Source organism: Streptomyces sp. TLI_146 (genome assembly GCF_002846415.1).
Taxonomy (GTDB): Bacteria; Actinomycetota; Actinomycetes; order Streptomycetales; family Streptomycetaceae; genus Streptomyces.
This window is the reverse complement of record NZ_PJMX01000002.1, coordinates 191,354-204,641: the sequence shown is the minus strand read 5'-3', so window position 1 is coordinate 204,641 and position 13,288 is coordinate 191,354. Positions and strand designations below refer to the sequence as shown.

At 68.4% G+C, this 13,288-nt stretch carries 14 protein-coding genes and 1 pseudogene; 7 read left to right on the top strand and 8 right to left on the bottom strand.

The features are described 5' to 3' along the window. Positions 1-631 precede the first annotated feature (631 nt). The 3 genes and pseudogenes from BX283_RS39740 to BX283_RS39730 all read right to left on the bottom strand — a co-directional run bounded on the left by BX283_RS39740 (position 632) and on the right by BX283_RS39730 (position 4,181). Complete coding sequence (locus tag BX283_RS39740) at positions 632-1,627, bottom strand: hypothetical protein (RefSeq protein ID WP_143676658.1); 996 nt, start codon at positions 1,625-1,627, stop codon at positions 632-634. A 467-nt stretch (positions 1,628-2,094) separates the two neighbouring features. Then, complete coding sequence (locus BX283_RS39735) at positions 2,095-2,475, bottom strand: DUF6009 family protein (RefSeq protein ID WP_101393041.1); 381 nt, start codon at positions 2,473-2,475, stop codon at positions 2,095-2,097. A gap of 135 nt (positions 2,476-2,610) precedes the next feature. Continuing rightward, positions 2,611-4,181: pseudogene (locus BX283_RS39730) on the bottom strand (phage/plasmid primase, P4 family). On the opposite strand from BX283_RS39730, the gene BX283_RS40990 reads away from it, so the two are divergent. After that, on the top strand, positions 4,113-4,277 hold the full coding sequence (locus tag BX283_RS40990; RefSeq protein ID WP_180357516.1) for a hypothetical protein: 165 nt from the start codon (positions 4,113-4,115) through the stop codon (positions 4,275-4,277). The pseudogene BX283_RS39730 and the gene BX283_RS40990 sit on opposite strands and share 69 nt — an antisense overlap. A gap of 287 nt (positions 4,278-4,564) precedes the next feature. Here the strand turns inward: BX283_RS40990 and BX283_RS40250 are convergent, their stop codons facing one another. Genes BX283_RS40250 through BX283_RS39710 form a run of 3 tightly spaced genes read right to left on the bottom strand, consistent with a single transcriptional unit; the run spans position 4,565 to position 6,546 of the window. After that, on the bottom strand, positions 4,565-5,734 hold the full coding sequence (locus tag BX283_RS40250; RefSeq protein WP_143676657.1) for a hypothetical protein: 1,170 nt from the start codon (positions 5,732-5,734) through the stop codon (positions 4,565-4,567). A 58-nt stretch (positions 5,735-5,792) separates the two neighbouring features. Beyond that, entirely contained in the window at positions 5,793-6,020 is a 228-nt protein-coding gene (locus tag BX283_RS39715) for a hypothetical protein (protein WP_097963466.1), read from the bottom strand. After that, positions 5,986-6,546 (bottom strand): site-specific integrase, encoded by a 561-nt coding sequence (locus BX283_RS39710; protein WP_257584538.1) that lies wholly within the window; start codon positions 6,544-6,546, stop codon positions 5,986-5,988. The genes BX283_RS39715 and BX283_RS39710 overlap by 35 nt, the downstream gene beginning before the upstream one ends. A gap of 28 nt (positions 6,547-6,574) precedes the next feature. On the opposite strand from BX283_RS39710, the gene BX283_RS42540 reads away from it, so the two are divergent. The 6 genes from BX283_RS42540 to BX283_RS42300 all read left to right on the top strand — a co-directional run bounded on the left by BX283_RS42540 (position 6,575) and on the right by BX283_RS42300 (position 11,546). Continuing rightward, positions 6,575-6,943 (top strand): NUDIX domain-containing protein, encoded by a 369-nt coding sequence (locus tag BX283_RS42540; RefSeq protein WP_373979811.1) that lies wholly within the window; start codon positions 6,575-6,577, stop codon positions 6,941-6,943. Between the two features lie 99 nt (positions 6,944-7,042). After that, positions 7,043-7,564 (top strand): hypothetical protein, encoded by a 522-nt coding sequence (locus tag BX283_RS39700; RefSeq protein WP_101393039.1) that lies wholly within the window; start codon positions 7,043-7,045, stop codon positions 7,562-7,564. Positions 7,565-8,247: 683 nt separating this feature from the next. After that, a complete protein-coding gene (locus BX283_RS39690; RefSeq protein ID WP_257584535.1) occupies positions 8,248-8,745 on the top strand; it encodes a hypothetical protein in 498 nt (165 codons plus the stop codon). A 746-nt stretch (positions 8,746-9,491) separates the two neighbouring features. Further along, complete coding sequence (locus tag BX283_RS39685) at positions 9,492-10,265, top strand: hypothetical protein (protein WP_101393038.1); 774 nt, start codon at positions 9,492-9,494, stop codon at positions 10,263-10,265. Between the two features lie 236 nt (positions 10,266-10,501). Further along, a complete protein-coding gene (locus BX283_RS39680) occupies positions 10,502-10,870 on the top strand; it encodes a hypothetical protein (RefSeq protein WP_143676656.1) in 369 nt (122 codons plus the stop codon). A gap of 466 nt (positions 10,871-11,336) precedes the next feature. After that, entirely contained in the window at positions 11,337-11,546 is a 210-nt protein-coding gene (locus BX283_RS42300; RefSeq protein ID WP_306822878.1) for a hypothetical protein, read from the top strand. 91 nt (positions 11,547-11,637) lie between these two features. Here BX283_RS42300 and BX283_RS39670 read toward each other — a convergent pair whose 3' ends face one another. Further along, positions 11,638-12,087, bottom strand: a complete 450-nt coding sequence (locus BX283_RS39670; protein ID WP_257584534.1) for a hypothetical protein — start codon at positions 12,085-12,087, stop codon at positions 11,638-11,640. Between the two features lie 351 nt (positions 12,088-12,438). Continuing rightward, the gene (locus BX283_RS40245) at positions 12,439-12,828 is read right to left on the bottom strand and encodes an SMI1/KNR4 family protein (protein ID WP_143676655.1); all 390 of its coding nucleotides are present in this window, start codon (positions 12,826-12,828) and stop codon (positions 12,439-12,441) included. Between the last annotated feature and the right edge of the window lie 460 nt (positions 12,829-13,288).

Here is a 13,288-nt window from a genome sequence, read left to right as displayed (position 1 = left end):
GGACCGGCGGGGCGGGGCAGGGCCCTGGTGTGTTCCTGGATACGGGCGCGGCGCTCAGCCACCCACTCCTGCTCGCGGGCGGCCTCGGCGCCGCCCCGGCTCAGGGCGTGGAGGGCCTGCTCGCGGGTGGTTGGCGCGCAGCGGTCGGCGCCGACCCGGGCTGCACTTCGGCGCCGGGCAGCGCAGGGTTCTCAGGCGGCCGGACCAGGCGTGGCGGGCCACCTGGTGGCCCGGGCGGCCTTACCGCAGGTCGGGAGGCTCTTCGTAATGTGGATGTGGCGATCAGTGCCGTGGCGGGCCGGGTGAGTGCTCGAGATGATCGTCGGCTTCGACGACGACCTCGCCGCGGAAGCCACCCGCCTCTCGAAGCGGCTCCGCGGCCTGTTCACACAGGTCCACCCGTGCGGTGGTGGGGGTGGCTGCTGATCTCGACGTTCGCCTGCCGCACCGAGACAGACAGCGACGCCGCCGCCGACGGGCGTGGCGGGCGCCGGGACCGAGCCGGCCTCAGTCAGACGACCGGCGCCGCCAGCTCAGCCAGAACGGAGGCCGTACGCACGGCTGGCCATCGTCGTGTGGCGCCGGGAGCATCGCTAGCTTGTGCTAGACCGGGACGGGGCCTGACCGACCCCTATGAACCAGCGAGTCGCGGTCCGCGAGCGGCGGCGTCCACCGCCGCCATGGTGGGTGATTCGATCAATCGGTTGGCGACGGAGTCGAGCACTACCGCAACGGCCCGGGCTCGCAGCACGAGACCGCGATAGAGAAGTGCCGCGCATGCCACTAGCCCAAGCCACCACAGCCCGTGCTGGCGCGCTGCCAGTGTGATCACGAGTACGGCCGACGGGAGGAACATGTTGATGCGGATGGACGCCTCCGCCAGCAGCCGGTCGTACCGATCAAAGACCGCCGGCCGCTCAATGAGCAACTGTGTGGCCAGATCCGGAAGTTCGTCCCACAGCGCATAGAGCGCCGCGACCGCCAGGGCGGGCAACTCGTTGAGCGTCAGGTCGCCCACGGGCAGCATGGGGCCGTTACGCACGCTCAACACAGTCCAGCGCGGTGAGGAATCCGTTCGGAGACTCTGTTTCCAGATTTCAGCACCAGTCCAGCGGTGGGACGACATGCGGCAAATGACCATCACTCCATGGTCAGAGGTAACCATGGTGACCGGCTGGGACGTCTGCTGCGGCAGCTCTTCGCCCTCGGCTGCGCGTCGCAGATCCACCCGCTCGGTGGTGTGCGCTGGAGCCGTACGTCTCCACGCGGCCTCGGCTGCCTCCCACGACTCCGACGTCATGGCCGTCGGGTCAAGGCGAAGGCGAAACCGGTCAGCGACCGCCTCCCACGCTCTCCGGCTGAGCCTACGCACGTCCAGCCACCGCTTCACCGCTACGTCAAGCTCAAGGATCGATCCCAGGAAGTAGGCGATGAAGGAAACGACGGCCAAGCTGGTGGCAGACGGCAGGGCGTCAGAGAGGTCATAGAGGTCTGCCACCGCTCCCCGCGCGGTCGCTCGATGCGGCAACGCGTCGTGGAACCACAACCAGCCACAGATCAGCCAGAGGTAGCCCACCGTCAAGGGTGTACGCAGGTCCCGCAGACCCGGCAACAGGCTGGCAAGCATTGCCGTGAAGGTACTGATGACCAGGCCGTGGTGCAACGACCACGGACCCGGCCGCTCTCGGACAGCCCTGCCCCATCACGCCCCGGGGCGCCGAAGAGCCCCGGCGGCTGGACACTGTCTCGACTGACCGTCCTCGATAACCAGCGCCGCCCTCGTCCACCGGCGCCAAGCACAAGTCAGCGGTGACGTGTGCGGTCCATGTCCCGGACTCGTGGTCCGGTTCCCAGCTCACGTGAATGTCAGCTTCGTGGAAGTCGCGTGCGAGTCCTGCCACCATGGCGGCCGCGGCAGCCCGTGGCTCGTCCGGATCGGCATCGACCGCTACTTCGGACAGACGCCCGCACAACACCCCGCCGTCCGCGCTGAAGACCGAGTGGCGCCATCCCTCGGGCGTCACCAGCACTACGAGGCGCTTCGGCATGCCGAAGGGCGGCCGCTGCCTGCTTGCTCACTTGGCTTGCACTGCGTCACCGACTGGAGGCTATCGCCGCGGTACCACGCTGGGAGCGTGTCGTCTTCTCCCCCACCCGACGGGGTTCGATGGTGCGAGGGTCGACGGCTTCGCCCGGGGCGCCTTGCTGGTAGACGCCGTCGGGGTCGCTGTCGCGGTCGTGCGGGAGGAGGAAGAAGACGCGGCGCAGTTGCAGGCCGCTGTCGGGGTCGGCTTCGGCGTCGGGGGCGAGTTCGGTGTAGCCGACCATGCGTCCGTCGCGAGCGTAGCGGGGCTTGCCGCGGCGGCGGGTGGTTTTGTCCAGGGCCTGGCGGACATAGTCGAGGCGGTCAGTGTCCTCGAGCCAGACGACATTGTCCTCGTGGGCCAGTTCGCTGTCTTGCAGTAGCGAGCTCATCGTTGCGGCCCCTTCTGGTCCCTGTCGTTGTGGCTGGTGAGCGCCGTGGTGGCGGCCAGGTGGCTTTGGTGGGCGGGTGATGCGGCGCGGCTTTCATCGTACGTGCGCGCAGACTGGGTGGGCAGAGTGCGCGGGTCAGCCATGCCCGCTCCCGGCGGTCGTCCCGGGCTCGGTCATGTCGGTGTCTTCGGGCAGGAGGCCGAGGCCGGGGTAGTACTTCTTGCCGCTGGACTTCATCATCTCCGCCGGTGAGGCCAGGCCCAGTTCGCTGCGGACGCGGGTGGCGAAGGCACGGGCGGTGGCGGGGCGAATGCCTTCGCCGGCCGAGCACCAGGCACCGTAGGCGCTATAGAGCAGGCCCTGCTCGACGCGGAGATCACCGGCCTCGGCCAGGGTGTGGTCGCGGGTGCAGCGTTCGGTGAGGAAGCGGCCGATGTGGTCTTCGGTCGTCGCGTACGCCTCGGTGGCGACACGGACGGTGGTGGGGCCGGTGAGCGGGTCGCGGGTGGTGAGGTAGCGCTGAGCTCCGTCCAGCAGCCAGTACAGGATGCCGGGGCCTTCATCTCGTACGAGTTCACCAGCAAGGTTGTCGATCTTGCGGTCGGCGGCCACCACGCGCTCGAAGGGAATCAGGCGGATGCGGCGCCAGAAGGCGTGGCCGCCGGTGCCCACTTCGGGACGGTGGTTACCGAGCAGCCACAGCTTGTGGGTGGGGGTGAAGCTGAAGTAGTCCTGGCGCATGCGGCGGGCCATGATGCGGTCCCCGCCAGTGAGGAGCTTGACGCGGGCCTCGTCGAACTTGTCGTCGGGCTTGAGCTCGGAGCAGACCACGATGCGCCGGCCGTGGAGCTCGGTCAGCTCGGTGGAGTGCTCGGCGAACTTGCCCTTCTCCATGAGGAAGCCGGGTGGGGCGGCCTGGGCGTAGTCGCCGAGGATCTGCATCATCACGTCGAGGAGGACGGATTTGCCGTTGGCTCCGGTGCCGAACAGGAATGGCAGGACCTGGGCGCCGACGTCGCCGGTGATGGAGTAGCCCAGCAGCAGGTGCAGGAAGGCGATGGTCTCCTGACCTTTGGCGTCGTCGCCGAAGGTGTCGGTGAGGAAGCGCTGCCAGCGGGGAGTGGGCATGGGGTCGGGGGCGACGTGGGTGGCGCGGGAGTGCATGTCGAGGGCCGGGTCGGGCTTGCGCAGCTCGCGGGTGCGCAGGTCGACCACCCCGGCCGGGGTGCACAGCGCGTACGGGTCTCCGTCCAGGACGTCCGGGTCCAGGGCCAGCAGGGGCGAGGCCTTGGCCTGGGTGAGCATCGCCTTGATACCTGGCGTCGACATCGACCGCTTGCGATGCACCTCGAGATCACGGTCACTGAAACGGCCGGTGGGGTCGGTAGCGGCCATCTCCTCCGCCATGTCACCGGCGGCCCAGACTGCGGCCTTCTCCCCGCCGGTCCGCTTCCACCGGTAGGAGTCCCACACGTACCAGCCCAGCCCCTCCACATGCCGGAACTGCCCGGCGTACAACGTCGCGAACAGCTTCGCGTTCCCACGGTCGGACAACAGGTCCGGCAGCAGGCCGGCAGCCGTCGCTGGCGCTGGTGCGGGCTGGGCTGCTGGGCCGGCAGGCTCGCCACACTTGGCCCGTGACCGAAGTCGAGGATCTGCTGGACGACGGCCTGGGCGTCGAAGGTGGGGTCGTCGGCGCTGCTCATCGGCGTCCTTCGTGCTGGGCCGGCCGAGTCTGGCCGGTCGGCAGGGCAACGACGAGCCGCGCCGCAGCGGCCCGCGAGCTGGAGGAGGTTATGTGAGCAACTTCTGTGTCCCACGGGAAAGTGTCTCATCTGCGGTGTAGATGTTGGCAACGTCTTGGGTCAGGCGCTGACCACAGGAGGACGCCCCCGGGCATCCTTGAGGTCGATCACCCCAAAGTCTCCTGCCGAAGATCCGGCATGCGCCGGGCCGAACCTCGGGGAGGCGGTCCACGTCCTCCGCGAACAGCCCTCCGCGCGGGGCGGGCGCATCCAGTCGGTCAGTGCGTCATAGCTTCGCCGTAGCGGTGCGTCGGTTCCGGAAGGCGGCGCGCGGCGGGGCTGTCCTACTCGGCCGGCAGACGGAGCATCGGTTCGAAGGCCGCGTCCTCCTCGCCCTCGACCGAAGGGAGGAAGCCGTCCGGGACGGTGCGGGCGGCCGTGGTGAGGAGGCGGGCCAGGACCTCGGGCTCGGTGGCCGGGGGGAGGCGGAGGGCGGCGAGGAGGCGGTCGCGGACCTCGGGGTGGTCCGGGTTGTCCTCAAGGTAGTCGGCGTTGAGCGCGGGGGGACGGAAGCCGGCCAGGGCGTCGTGCCAGGAGGGGAGGACGATGGCCAGGGTCAGGGCCTCGGCGAGGGACTCCGCGATGAGAGAGGCCTGGCCCTCGGAGTCGGTGTAGAGGACGGGGCGGACGCGGTCGGAGCCGGCCGGGCCGCAGAGGTAGTGGGTGCCCCCCGCGTTGCAGCCGGCCACGGGCTCCACCGGGAGACCGGCCGGCAGGGCGATCGACTCGATGGGGTCGGTCCGCGTGAGGTCGAACTCGCCGTCGCAGGCGAGGTACGCCTCGACCTCGGGGTCGGCGGCGATCCGGCGAAGCAGGGCCTCGTCGGAGAGGGCGGCCGGGTTGAGGCCGTGGGCGGCTTCGGGGGTCAGGGGGTGGCCCGCGAGGACGTGGCGGACGGTGTCGAGGGGGACGGGCCGCCCGTAGTCCTCCTCGAAGTGCGCCTGGACGGCCTCGGGGGAGCGGTCGGTGAGGAGGCGGAAGAGGTGCCCGGAGCCGTCCGGGTCCGGGCTGCCTGAGGGGAACTCGATGCCCGAGCCGGTGTGCCAGGCGCTGCCGCCGGTCTCCCACCACAGGCAGGCGGTGACCCGCGGGGCGCCGAGACCCTCGTCGACGAAGGCCGGGTCGTCCAGGAGCGGGCGCAGCGCGGCGGGCACCTCGTCGATGACACCGGGCCAGACCTGTTCGTCGTCCGTGGCGTACGGGCTCATCTCCGACTCGTGGTCGAAGCCGCGGACGAGCACACCGGCCGGGGTGAAGAGGACGGAGAAGTCGTCACCCGACCCGTTGTCCATCAGGGCCGCCTCCGTCCCAGGCCCCCAGGTGGTGGAGAAGGAGTAGCGGGAGAACCGCGGGTCGCGGCAGATCGCCTGGTCCAGCACGGCCAGCGCGCGCAGGTGCGCGCGGAGCTCGGCGGGGTCCGGGAGGAGGGCGGCGGTCGTGTGCACGGTGTCCATGGGCTCATGTAAGCAGTCGGCACTGACATCCAGGGCGGCGGTTCGGTCACACCTTCTCTCACTCAGGGAACGAAAAGCCCAGCTCACGCAGGCGGGGCAAGCACATTGCGAGGCATTGCTCCACAGACGCGGCATCGGTTCGCACAAGGACGTCCTCGCGCAACGGCGCTCCACTGGCAACGAAGGTCCAAGGCTTGCCCCTCTCTGCCATCCGCTCAGCGTCGGCCTTGAACAGCACCGTTACGCCCTGTTCAGCCAGTGCTTCCATAATCGCGACGATGTCCACCGGCACTCTCCCCTCCCGAAGCGCTTCGAACGCGCCGTCGCAGGAACTTCATCTTGGTGTTCCGGGGTCCCGGCTCGGACTCGGCGTTCACCCGCACCTGCTTGGGACCGTGCGGCGTCATCACGGTCTTGTCGACGTAGCGAAACGGCTCCTTCGCCAGCAGACCGGCGTCGAGAGACCACTTCACCCACTTGTCCAACGCAGCCAGCGTGCGCGTCCAGGTGCTGCCCGTGATCCGGTCATCTGGGTCTTCGGCGTGAAGCCGGGCGTACTTGTAAGCACGCAGGTCCTCGCTGTCGATCTGCCAGATTGACTTCCCTCCGCGAGCCTCGTGGAGGAACCGGCACTGCAGCATGATGTCCGAGGCGTACCCATCAATCCCGTTCTCGGATCTCACTCCCCAGCTCGGCAGGTCCCGCAGGAACCTGTTGAGGTGAAGGTCGTACGAACCGTCAGGGCCGAGATAGAACGGCTGGCGTTCGGTGACGCCGGCACGCTGGAGTACGCCGATGGCGTCGATGTCCAATGTTGGAACTGTCGCCAGCTGACTCTTGGTGCGGTGCAGTGCGGCCACGGCTTCGGGTGCTTCGTGCTGGGGCAAGTCGTCCTCGCGTCTCGTGAGACATGCCTTCTGGAGGCATAGCAATCCTGTCGTTGAGACACGGAAAGGTGCAGCCATAACGGAGGAGACCGGCGTCCAGGTGACCGCCGCCGACCTGCGTCAGATCGGCGCCTGGGACGCCCCCGAGCGCGACCCGCGCGGCCGGTACGTCACCGTCGCCTACGCCGCCTTCGTCCCCGCAACCACCCGGATCACCGCCGGACACGACGCCCGCACCGCCCGCTGGTGGCCCCTGGACGCGCTGCCGGAACGGCTCGCCTTCGACCACGCCGACATCCTCCGCGCGGCCACGACCGCCTGAGCCACACCGCAATCCCCCAGCGCCGTACCCGGCCGGAAGGCCGGGGGTACGGCGCTTCCCCGTGTTCTCACCATCCATCAGCACACCGAGAGGACCCGCGTGTTAGCCACCCTCATCACCGCCGCCCTCACCATCGTCGCCACCCTGCTGGGCGCGATCGTCAGCGGCCGCTTCGCGGAGCGGGCCGCCGAACGGTCGGTGCGCGTCAGCCACGGCGAGGCGATCCGCCGCGACCGGCTGGAAGCCGTCACCGCGCTGGCCTGCGCCGCCAGCGACCACCGCACGGCGATGTGGAGGCGCGGCGACGCAGTCCTCAAGGGCGTCGGCCCCGAGCGGATCGAGACCCTGCGCGGCGAGAGTCACATGACCCGCAGCGCGGTCACCCGCCCGTTGGTCGCCCTGCGCGTCCTCATCGAGGACCAGGCCGTGCGCGCCGCCGCCGACTACATGGTCACGCTCACCTACGCGATCCGGAACGCGTACGCCACCACCGAAGACCTGACCGCCGCCCGCGACGCCGCGAAGAACGCCCACGACACCTTCGTGAACACCGCCGCCCGCTACCTGAGCCCGGCCCCGTCGACGGCCAACCGCAACCCCGAACAGGAGCCCACCCGATGAAGCGCCCCATCTTCCGCCGCTGCGGGACCGCCCCGGCGCCCTCTCCCCCGAGGACCAGGCCGTCGTCGACCAGTTCCGCGCGATGCTCACCGCTGTACGCAACCCGCAGCCCTGGACGCCCGGTGGCTCCCAGGACATCGCCGTACGGGTCGGGCCGTTCGTGGAACGCGCGCACACCCGGCCCGGCGACGACCACGGCCCCGAGATGATCGCCGTGGCCCTGGTCCACCCCGACACCCCGCACGCCGCGGCCTACCTCCACGGCCGCCAGCTCGGCTACACCGAACGCGGCTGGCTGCGCTGCGAGACCAGCGCGATCCTCGGCTTCTGGCAGCCCGGACACGCGATGCTCACCCACGCTGCCGCGAACCTCCCTCTGCCCGACGACGTCGGCATGGAACTCGCGCACTACGCCCTCTACATCGAGGCCCGCCGACGCGACGACAGCCTGGACGGCTACACCCTGCTGCGCGTCGGCCCGTACACACAGACCCGGCACGCCCAGCAGGACTACGACCGGCTCACCGCCGCTCTGGAGGGCCGGGAGACCACTGCGGTGCCCGGGTTCCGCGTCTCCACACGGTACGCGCCGTTCGACGTCAGCGACCACCAGCTGTTCGTCGACCCGTACGAGGCCGACGCCGTCGCGCTCCTGGACGCCGCCGTCGCGGGGGGGGGAGCGCGTGACCGCCCCGGCCCTGTACGAGATCGAGACCAGCGAGGGCGACGACGGCACCATGCACCCCGCCGAACAGCTCTGGACGCCGTGCGCCGACGACGCGGCCGACCACGGGTTCATCGCCCACCAGGGCCTGTTCGTCGCCGGGATCGAGGGCGAGGCCGACGATGCCCTTTACCCGATCGGCTTCCTGGTCCTCGGGCACCAGCGGTGGGCCGACGTCATCGAGGCCGCCGCCGCGTACATGGGCCCCGGTCCACGGCTGGCGGACCTGCCCCTCTACCCCGGCGACGACCCCTCGATCCTCATCCTCCGCATCCCGCGCGCTGTTGTGACGTGGGGTGCCTTCTTACGACACCCTCACCCGGATCGCGTGTGTGGGTGCAAGGGGGATGGAACTGGCGCATGGTGCGGACAGGCGCCAACGAGCCCGGCGCCTTCCCGGTCACCGCATGCGGCACCCGGCCGCCCCGGCGGTGTCCGCCGGCCCTCCCCACCCTGACGAGGGTGCGCCTGCGACCTGGGCGCCCTGACACTAGCTCCACCTAGAAGAGCCCCATTCCCGGCCGCGTATCGGGAACGGGGCTCTTCGTGTTTTCGGCCGTGGAGTCGACACATCAAGGGCCCTGACGACCTCCCGGCCAGGATCGACCTCAACACCTCAGCCCGGAACGGCCCCCCGCCGCCCCGGACTTCGATCTGGGTGACAGGGGCCGCTGTTGCGTGTCGGGACCCGTGAGCCCACGAGCTGGTTTTACGGCCGTAAAACCAGCCGGGCTCGGTACTCGCTCGTGGCGGCACGTACCGGGGCAGGCCTTAACCGGGTTAAGAGAGGCAGAGTGGCGCACGCCTTCGCGGACGCGCCGACGCTCGCCGTCGGACAGGCCGGGCAGCTCCCGGTCGATGCCCGCGCCGATCCGCGCCCGGCGGAGGCCGGTTCGAGACGATCGTGGCGCAGGGGGTCGGTCGACGAGCGTAAATGTTGGTGGCAGACCGGACTGCACGAGCCATAGGTACGGAGGATGTGTTGTCCGCGGACAACACATCCTCCGTACGCGGGAGCCTCATGGCGGGTCGACCGAAGCTTCCGCTGGTTGCTGAAGCTTGCGACGACTAGTCCGCTAGAGTCCGGGATTTCCGACATTATCGGTAAGTCACCGAGCCGTGTCAGAGTAACTTCACTGGCCGTCACCGCTGTTGCGCGTCGTGAACGCGGTTGGTGCCCGTTCAGCCCGGGAGGAGCATTCGATGCTGGACAAGGAACAGCACGAGGACAAGGCCCTGGCAAGTCTCGTTGCAGCGCTGACCGCGCAGGGCTATGCCGCCGCCGTGACTGCCCGCCCCGATCAGATCCCGGACCACCCGCTGACGGTCGACGCGATCGTCACCATTGATGGGGTGGACTGGGCAGTGGAACACAGTCTTCTTTCGCGGGAGGGCCGCTTGGTCCCCGCGACGGACGAGGGCGAGCGAGCGCTGCAGCGGCCCCTGGAGAAGATCGCGCGTCAATATGGCTGCGCTCTCGTTGTGTCGTATCAGCCGCAGACCCGGGAGAACTCGAGCTCTTACTACCCCGCCGTCATCGAGCTGGCTCGCGCGGCCGCGAGCTCGGGGGAGCCCTGCTTCACCAGCGATAGTTTCACGTCCGTCTTCATCGCTCCCGACTCCCCGGCCGGTCAAGTAGCCCTGATCAGTTTCCAGACCTCAACGGGGAACCCGCTGCTGAGCGCGCAGATCTGTGAAGGCATCGGGACAGCATTGGCCAGGAAGTTCGCCAGGCAGTTGAAGGGCGCGAAGGACGCGGGCTACCCGGTGATGCTCCTGCTTGATCAGGAGAGACGACCTGATAGTCGGAACGGAACCGTGTGGCAGGCGGCGCATGGCAGCACGGTCCTGGCTGGCATCCAGCCTGTTCTGGACCGCCATCCGGGCATCATCGACATGCTGTGGTGGCGGCCTTGGGGAGGCACTGCGGTTCAGCTGCTGTCGGGTACGCTGCCGCCGCCCCAAGGCTCTACATGAGCTGATTCCTGAGGTGAGCGGCCGCCCGTCGGTTGCGTGGTGGGTTGGTTTTACGGACAGAGCACCTCCAGCAGCCTGGCCACCGACGACGCCCCGCTCGGACCGTCCGCAGCCGCGTGTTCCCCCCCCCCGATCGTCGTGGGGCGTCGATGCCGAAGATGAAGGCCGACCATGGCCCGTTGATCTGGTCATGCGCGGCCGTGGCAACCACAGCGCCCAGCGCGAGCCCAGCGGCTATGACGAACAGCTGCGGCCCGCGGGTGCACACCGCGTATGGCCATCGTCACGCGCTGACCGAGAGCGTCCTCGCGCGCGCCGAACTGCTGCTGCGGCACGGCGAGGCGGGCGCGGCCCTGCCCGCCTTCCGCGACGCGCTCGCTCCCGCCCGCGACATCGGCGCCCCCCTGCTGGAGGCCCGCGCGACGGAGGGCCTGGCTCGCTGCCTCCTCCCCACGGACCCCGCCGCGGGCTTGGCCCACCTGCGCGAGGCGGAGGCGATCTACCGGCGGATCGGGGCCCGGATCTGGCTCGGGTGGAGACGCTTCGGGGGCGGTAAGCCTGCGCCGGCGTGCCATTCCGGGACTCGACACGGCCGGGAGGGATGACCGATCAACGGCGGTACTACAACGCCGGACAGCTGAACACGTCGCGCGCCGCGCAGCTGGACGACCTGGGCACGGTCTGGTCGCACCAGGACGTCGCCTTCGAGGAAGGGCTCGCCGGCGCGCGGGCCTGGGCTGCCTCCACGGCCACTTCCTCCCGCCCGTCACCACCGTCTGGAACGGCTACCCCATCGGGGAATGGGCTCAGGCGGGCTCACCATGCTGCCCACCAAGACCCGGGCCCCGAACGCCACATCGCCCTCCCCGCCCGCTATGTTCAGTCGCTGAAGCGCCACCGCGTAGCAGGAGCCGAGTGCGGAGCCGTGGGCACCACACGGCAGCACGACGGACACGTGTTTACCGCCGCGCGCGGCAGACCGATCGACCCGACCAACCTCACCCACGCCCCAGGCCGACCTCCACCGCATCCGATTCCACGACCTCCGGCACTCCACCGCCACCCCTGCTCTTGGAACAGGCCATCGAACTCGTCGTGATCAAGGAAATCCTCGGCCACACGCACATCGGCGTCACCGCTACCGTCTACGCCCACGTCCGGCTCCGCCTCCGACGCGACGCTATCGACATCCCCGGCCACGCCCTCCGTAACCCCTCCGAGAGCGCAGGCCAGCCCGACGACGGTGACGACCCACTGCTCAGCGCAGTTCTCGTCCGCTGACGTTACCGTCAACTACTGCCGTCAGATCGTACTGAAGCCCCGCCAGGACGCACCTGGCGGGGCTTCAGATTTGCGCCCGCACGCGCGGGAGCTATCGCCCCCAGGTGGACTCACGGAACCGCCGTACCTGAGAGGTGCTCGTCGACCACTCAGAGATGCGGTTTCCATCCTCGTCGACCGACGACCGAGCCTCTACGTACCACCACGGCTCCTGCGGGTTGAACTGTTCGTGGAGTTCGTCCAGGAAGATGATCGAGTTCTGCACGTAGACCTCTTCCCCGTCTCGATACATCGGCCAACAGGAGACGAAATTACTGGCCGCCGGATCGGTGATTGAGGCGATGAGGCAGGAGGTCGAATTCTCAGCCTCTTCTAGCTTCCTCAGCGCACCATTCCAACTTTGGAGGTAGTCCTCCACCGTCCAGAAACTCAGATCCATCGGGAACGTCTCCGCGAACTCGCCGATCCTGATCCTGCTGACCGCCTTGGAGGGCAGCGAACTCGTACCCTCCGAGATCGGGCAATCGATCACCTCGATCACGAATTCGTTATTCCTTGAGGTAGTTCCGTGAGTGGTATCGCCGCCGACGCCTTGCCGCATTCCGGCCTTGAGGCGGCGGCAGGGTCCCTGCCCTGATGGGCCCCTTCCGATCCGCGGCAAGGGACACATCTCTAGGCCTGCCCAACCAGGCTTTCCTAAGGGCTTGCGGGGACGCAAGGTGCTACTTCCCCGCAAGCCCTTAGAAACTGACTGACGGGCGGAACTCATGCTCCGAGCTCGGGAATTCGCTAGACAGAATAGCCGAGTTAATCCTGGCCGAGATAACCCCCTCAAGATACTCAGCACATCCTACAGGGAAACCTTCCCACTATTCTTCTCGTGCAGCACCGATCAGAACCCCCCCCATTCATTCGGATGCACCTCCGGGGCAGCAATCCAGTATGCGAACTCCCCGTTTTCCGTCGAAGCCCAGGGAATGAGCCTCCGGCCCGGAGCGTCGAGCCCATCAGGTTTCTCTTCACCATCTTCCCGAAGCATCTCAAGAGCCTCGGTCCGCTCAGCATATGCGCGAATCAAGTCGTAGTGCTGATTCAAGCATTGAGGCTCGAGAAGCCAGAAGTATCCATCGAACCTCCCTCCGCCAAACACACGCACCAAGTCGACGTAATCTTCAGGCAACTGGGTGCCTAGGGCCTCGAACGTTGCCCCCCAATCCTTTTCCTTGGGAGGCACGGCGGGCCGCCCAACGATCTGGGTAAGCAGCTCTACGTGAGAGTTCATGGCTTTGGCCTGTTCAGCATTGCAGGATTGATATCCCCCCCGATCCAGTTGCCCTCACAGTCACACCGAGTGGTATGGGATCACTTCCACATCGGCGTCACCGGCGGTGTCCACGCCCACGTCCGAGTCCGCCTCCAATACCAAGCCATCGATGCCGGGGCCACGCCCTCGACCTGACCAACGACGACACCGACGATCCACCCACTACAGCAGTCGTCTGCTGGCATTGTCGTCAGCGTTGCCCGTCAAACCGCTGAGGAGCCCCGCCAAATCATGCTGTGATAGGGCTCCTCTCATACAGTCGGTCGGCTCTCGAGTCGCCGCGTCACTCCGGTCGGCAAAGCGGCACGCAGGCCGCCGCCCTCGCGCGCCCGGGCATCGAGTCCGGCGAACGACTCGGCCGGCACCGCTGGAAGATCGCGAGATCGATCGCCTGACTCTTCGGCTACCGCCGCCTCAC

Excerpts from the sequence above, each read along its gene's own strand:
- BX283_RS39740 (WP_143676658.1), bottom strand. The coding sequence starts at position 1,627 with ATGCTTGCCAGCCTGTTGCCGGGTCTGCGGGACCTGCGTACACCCTTG.
- BX283_RS39735 (WP_101393041.1), bottom strand. The coding sequence starts at position 2,475 with ATGAGCTCGCTACTGCAAGACAGCGAACTGGCCCACGAGGACAATGTC.
- BX283_RS40250 (WP_143676657.1), bottom strand. The coding sequence starts at position 5,734 with ATGGACACCGTGCACACGACCGCCGCCCTCCTCCCGGACCCCGCCGAG.
- BX283_RS39685 (WP_101393038.1), top strand. The coding sequence starts at position 9,492 with ATGCTGGACAAGGAACAGCACGAGGACAAGGCCCTGGCAAGTCTCGTT.
- BX283_RS39680 (WP_143676656.1), top strand. The coding sequence starts at position 10,502 with ATGACGAACAGCTGCGGCCCGCGGGTGCACACCGCGTATGGCCATCGT.
- BX283_RS40245 (WP_143676655.1), bottom strand. The coding sequence starts at position 12,828 with ATGAACTCTCACGTAGAGCTGCTTACCCAGATCGTTGGGCGGCCCGCC.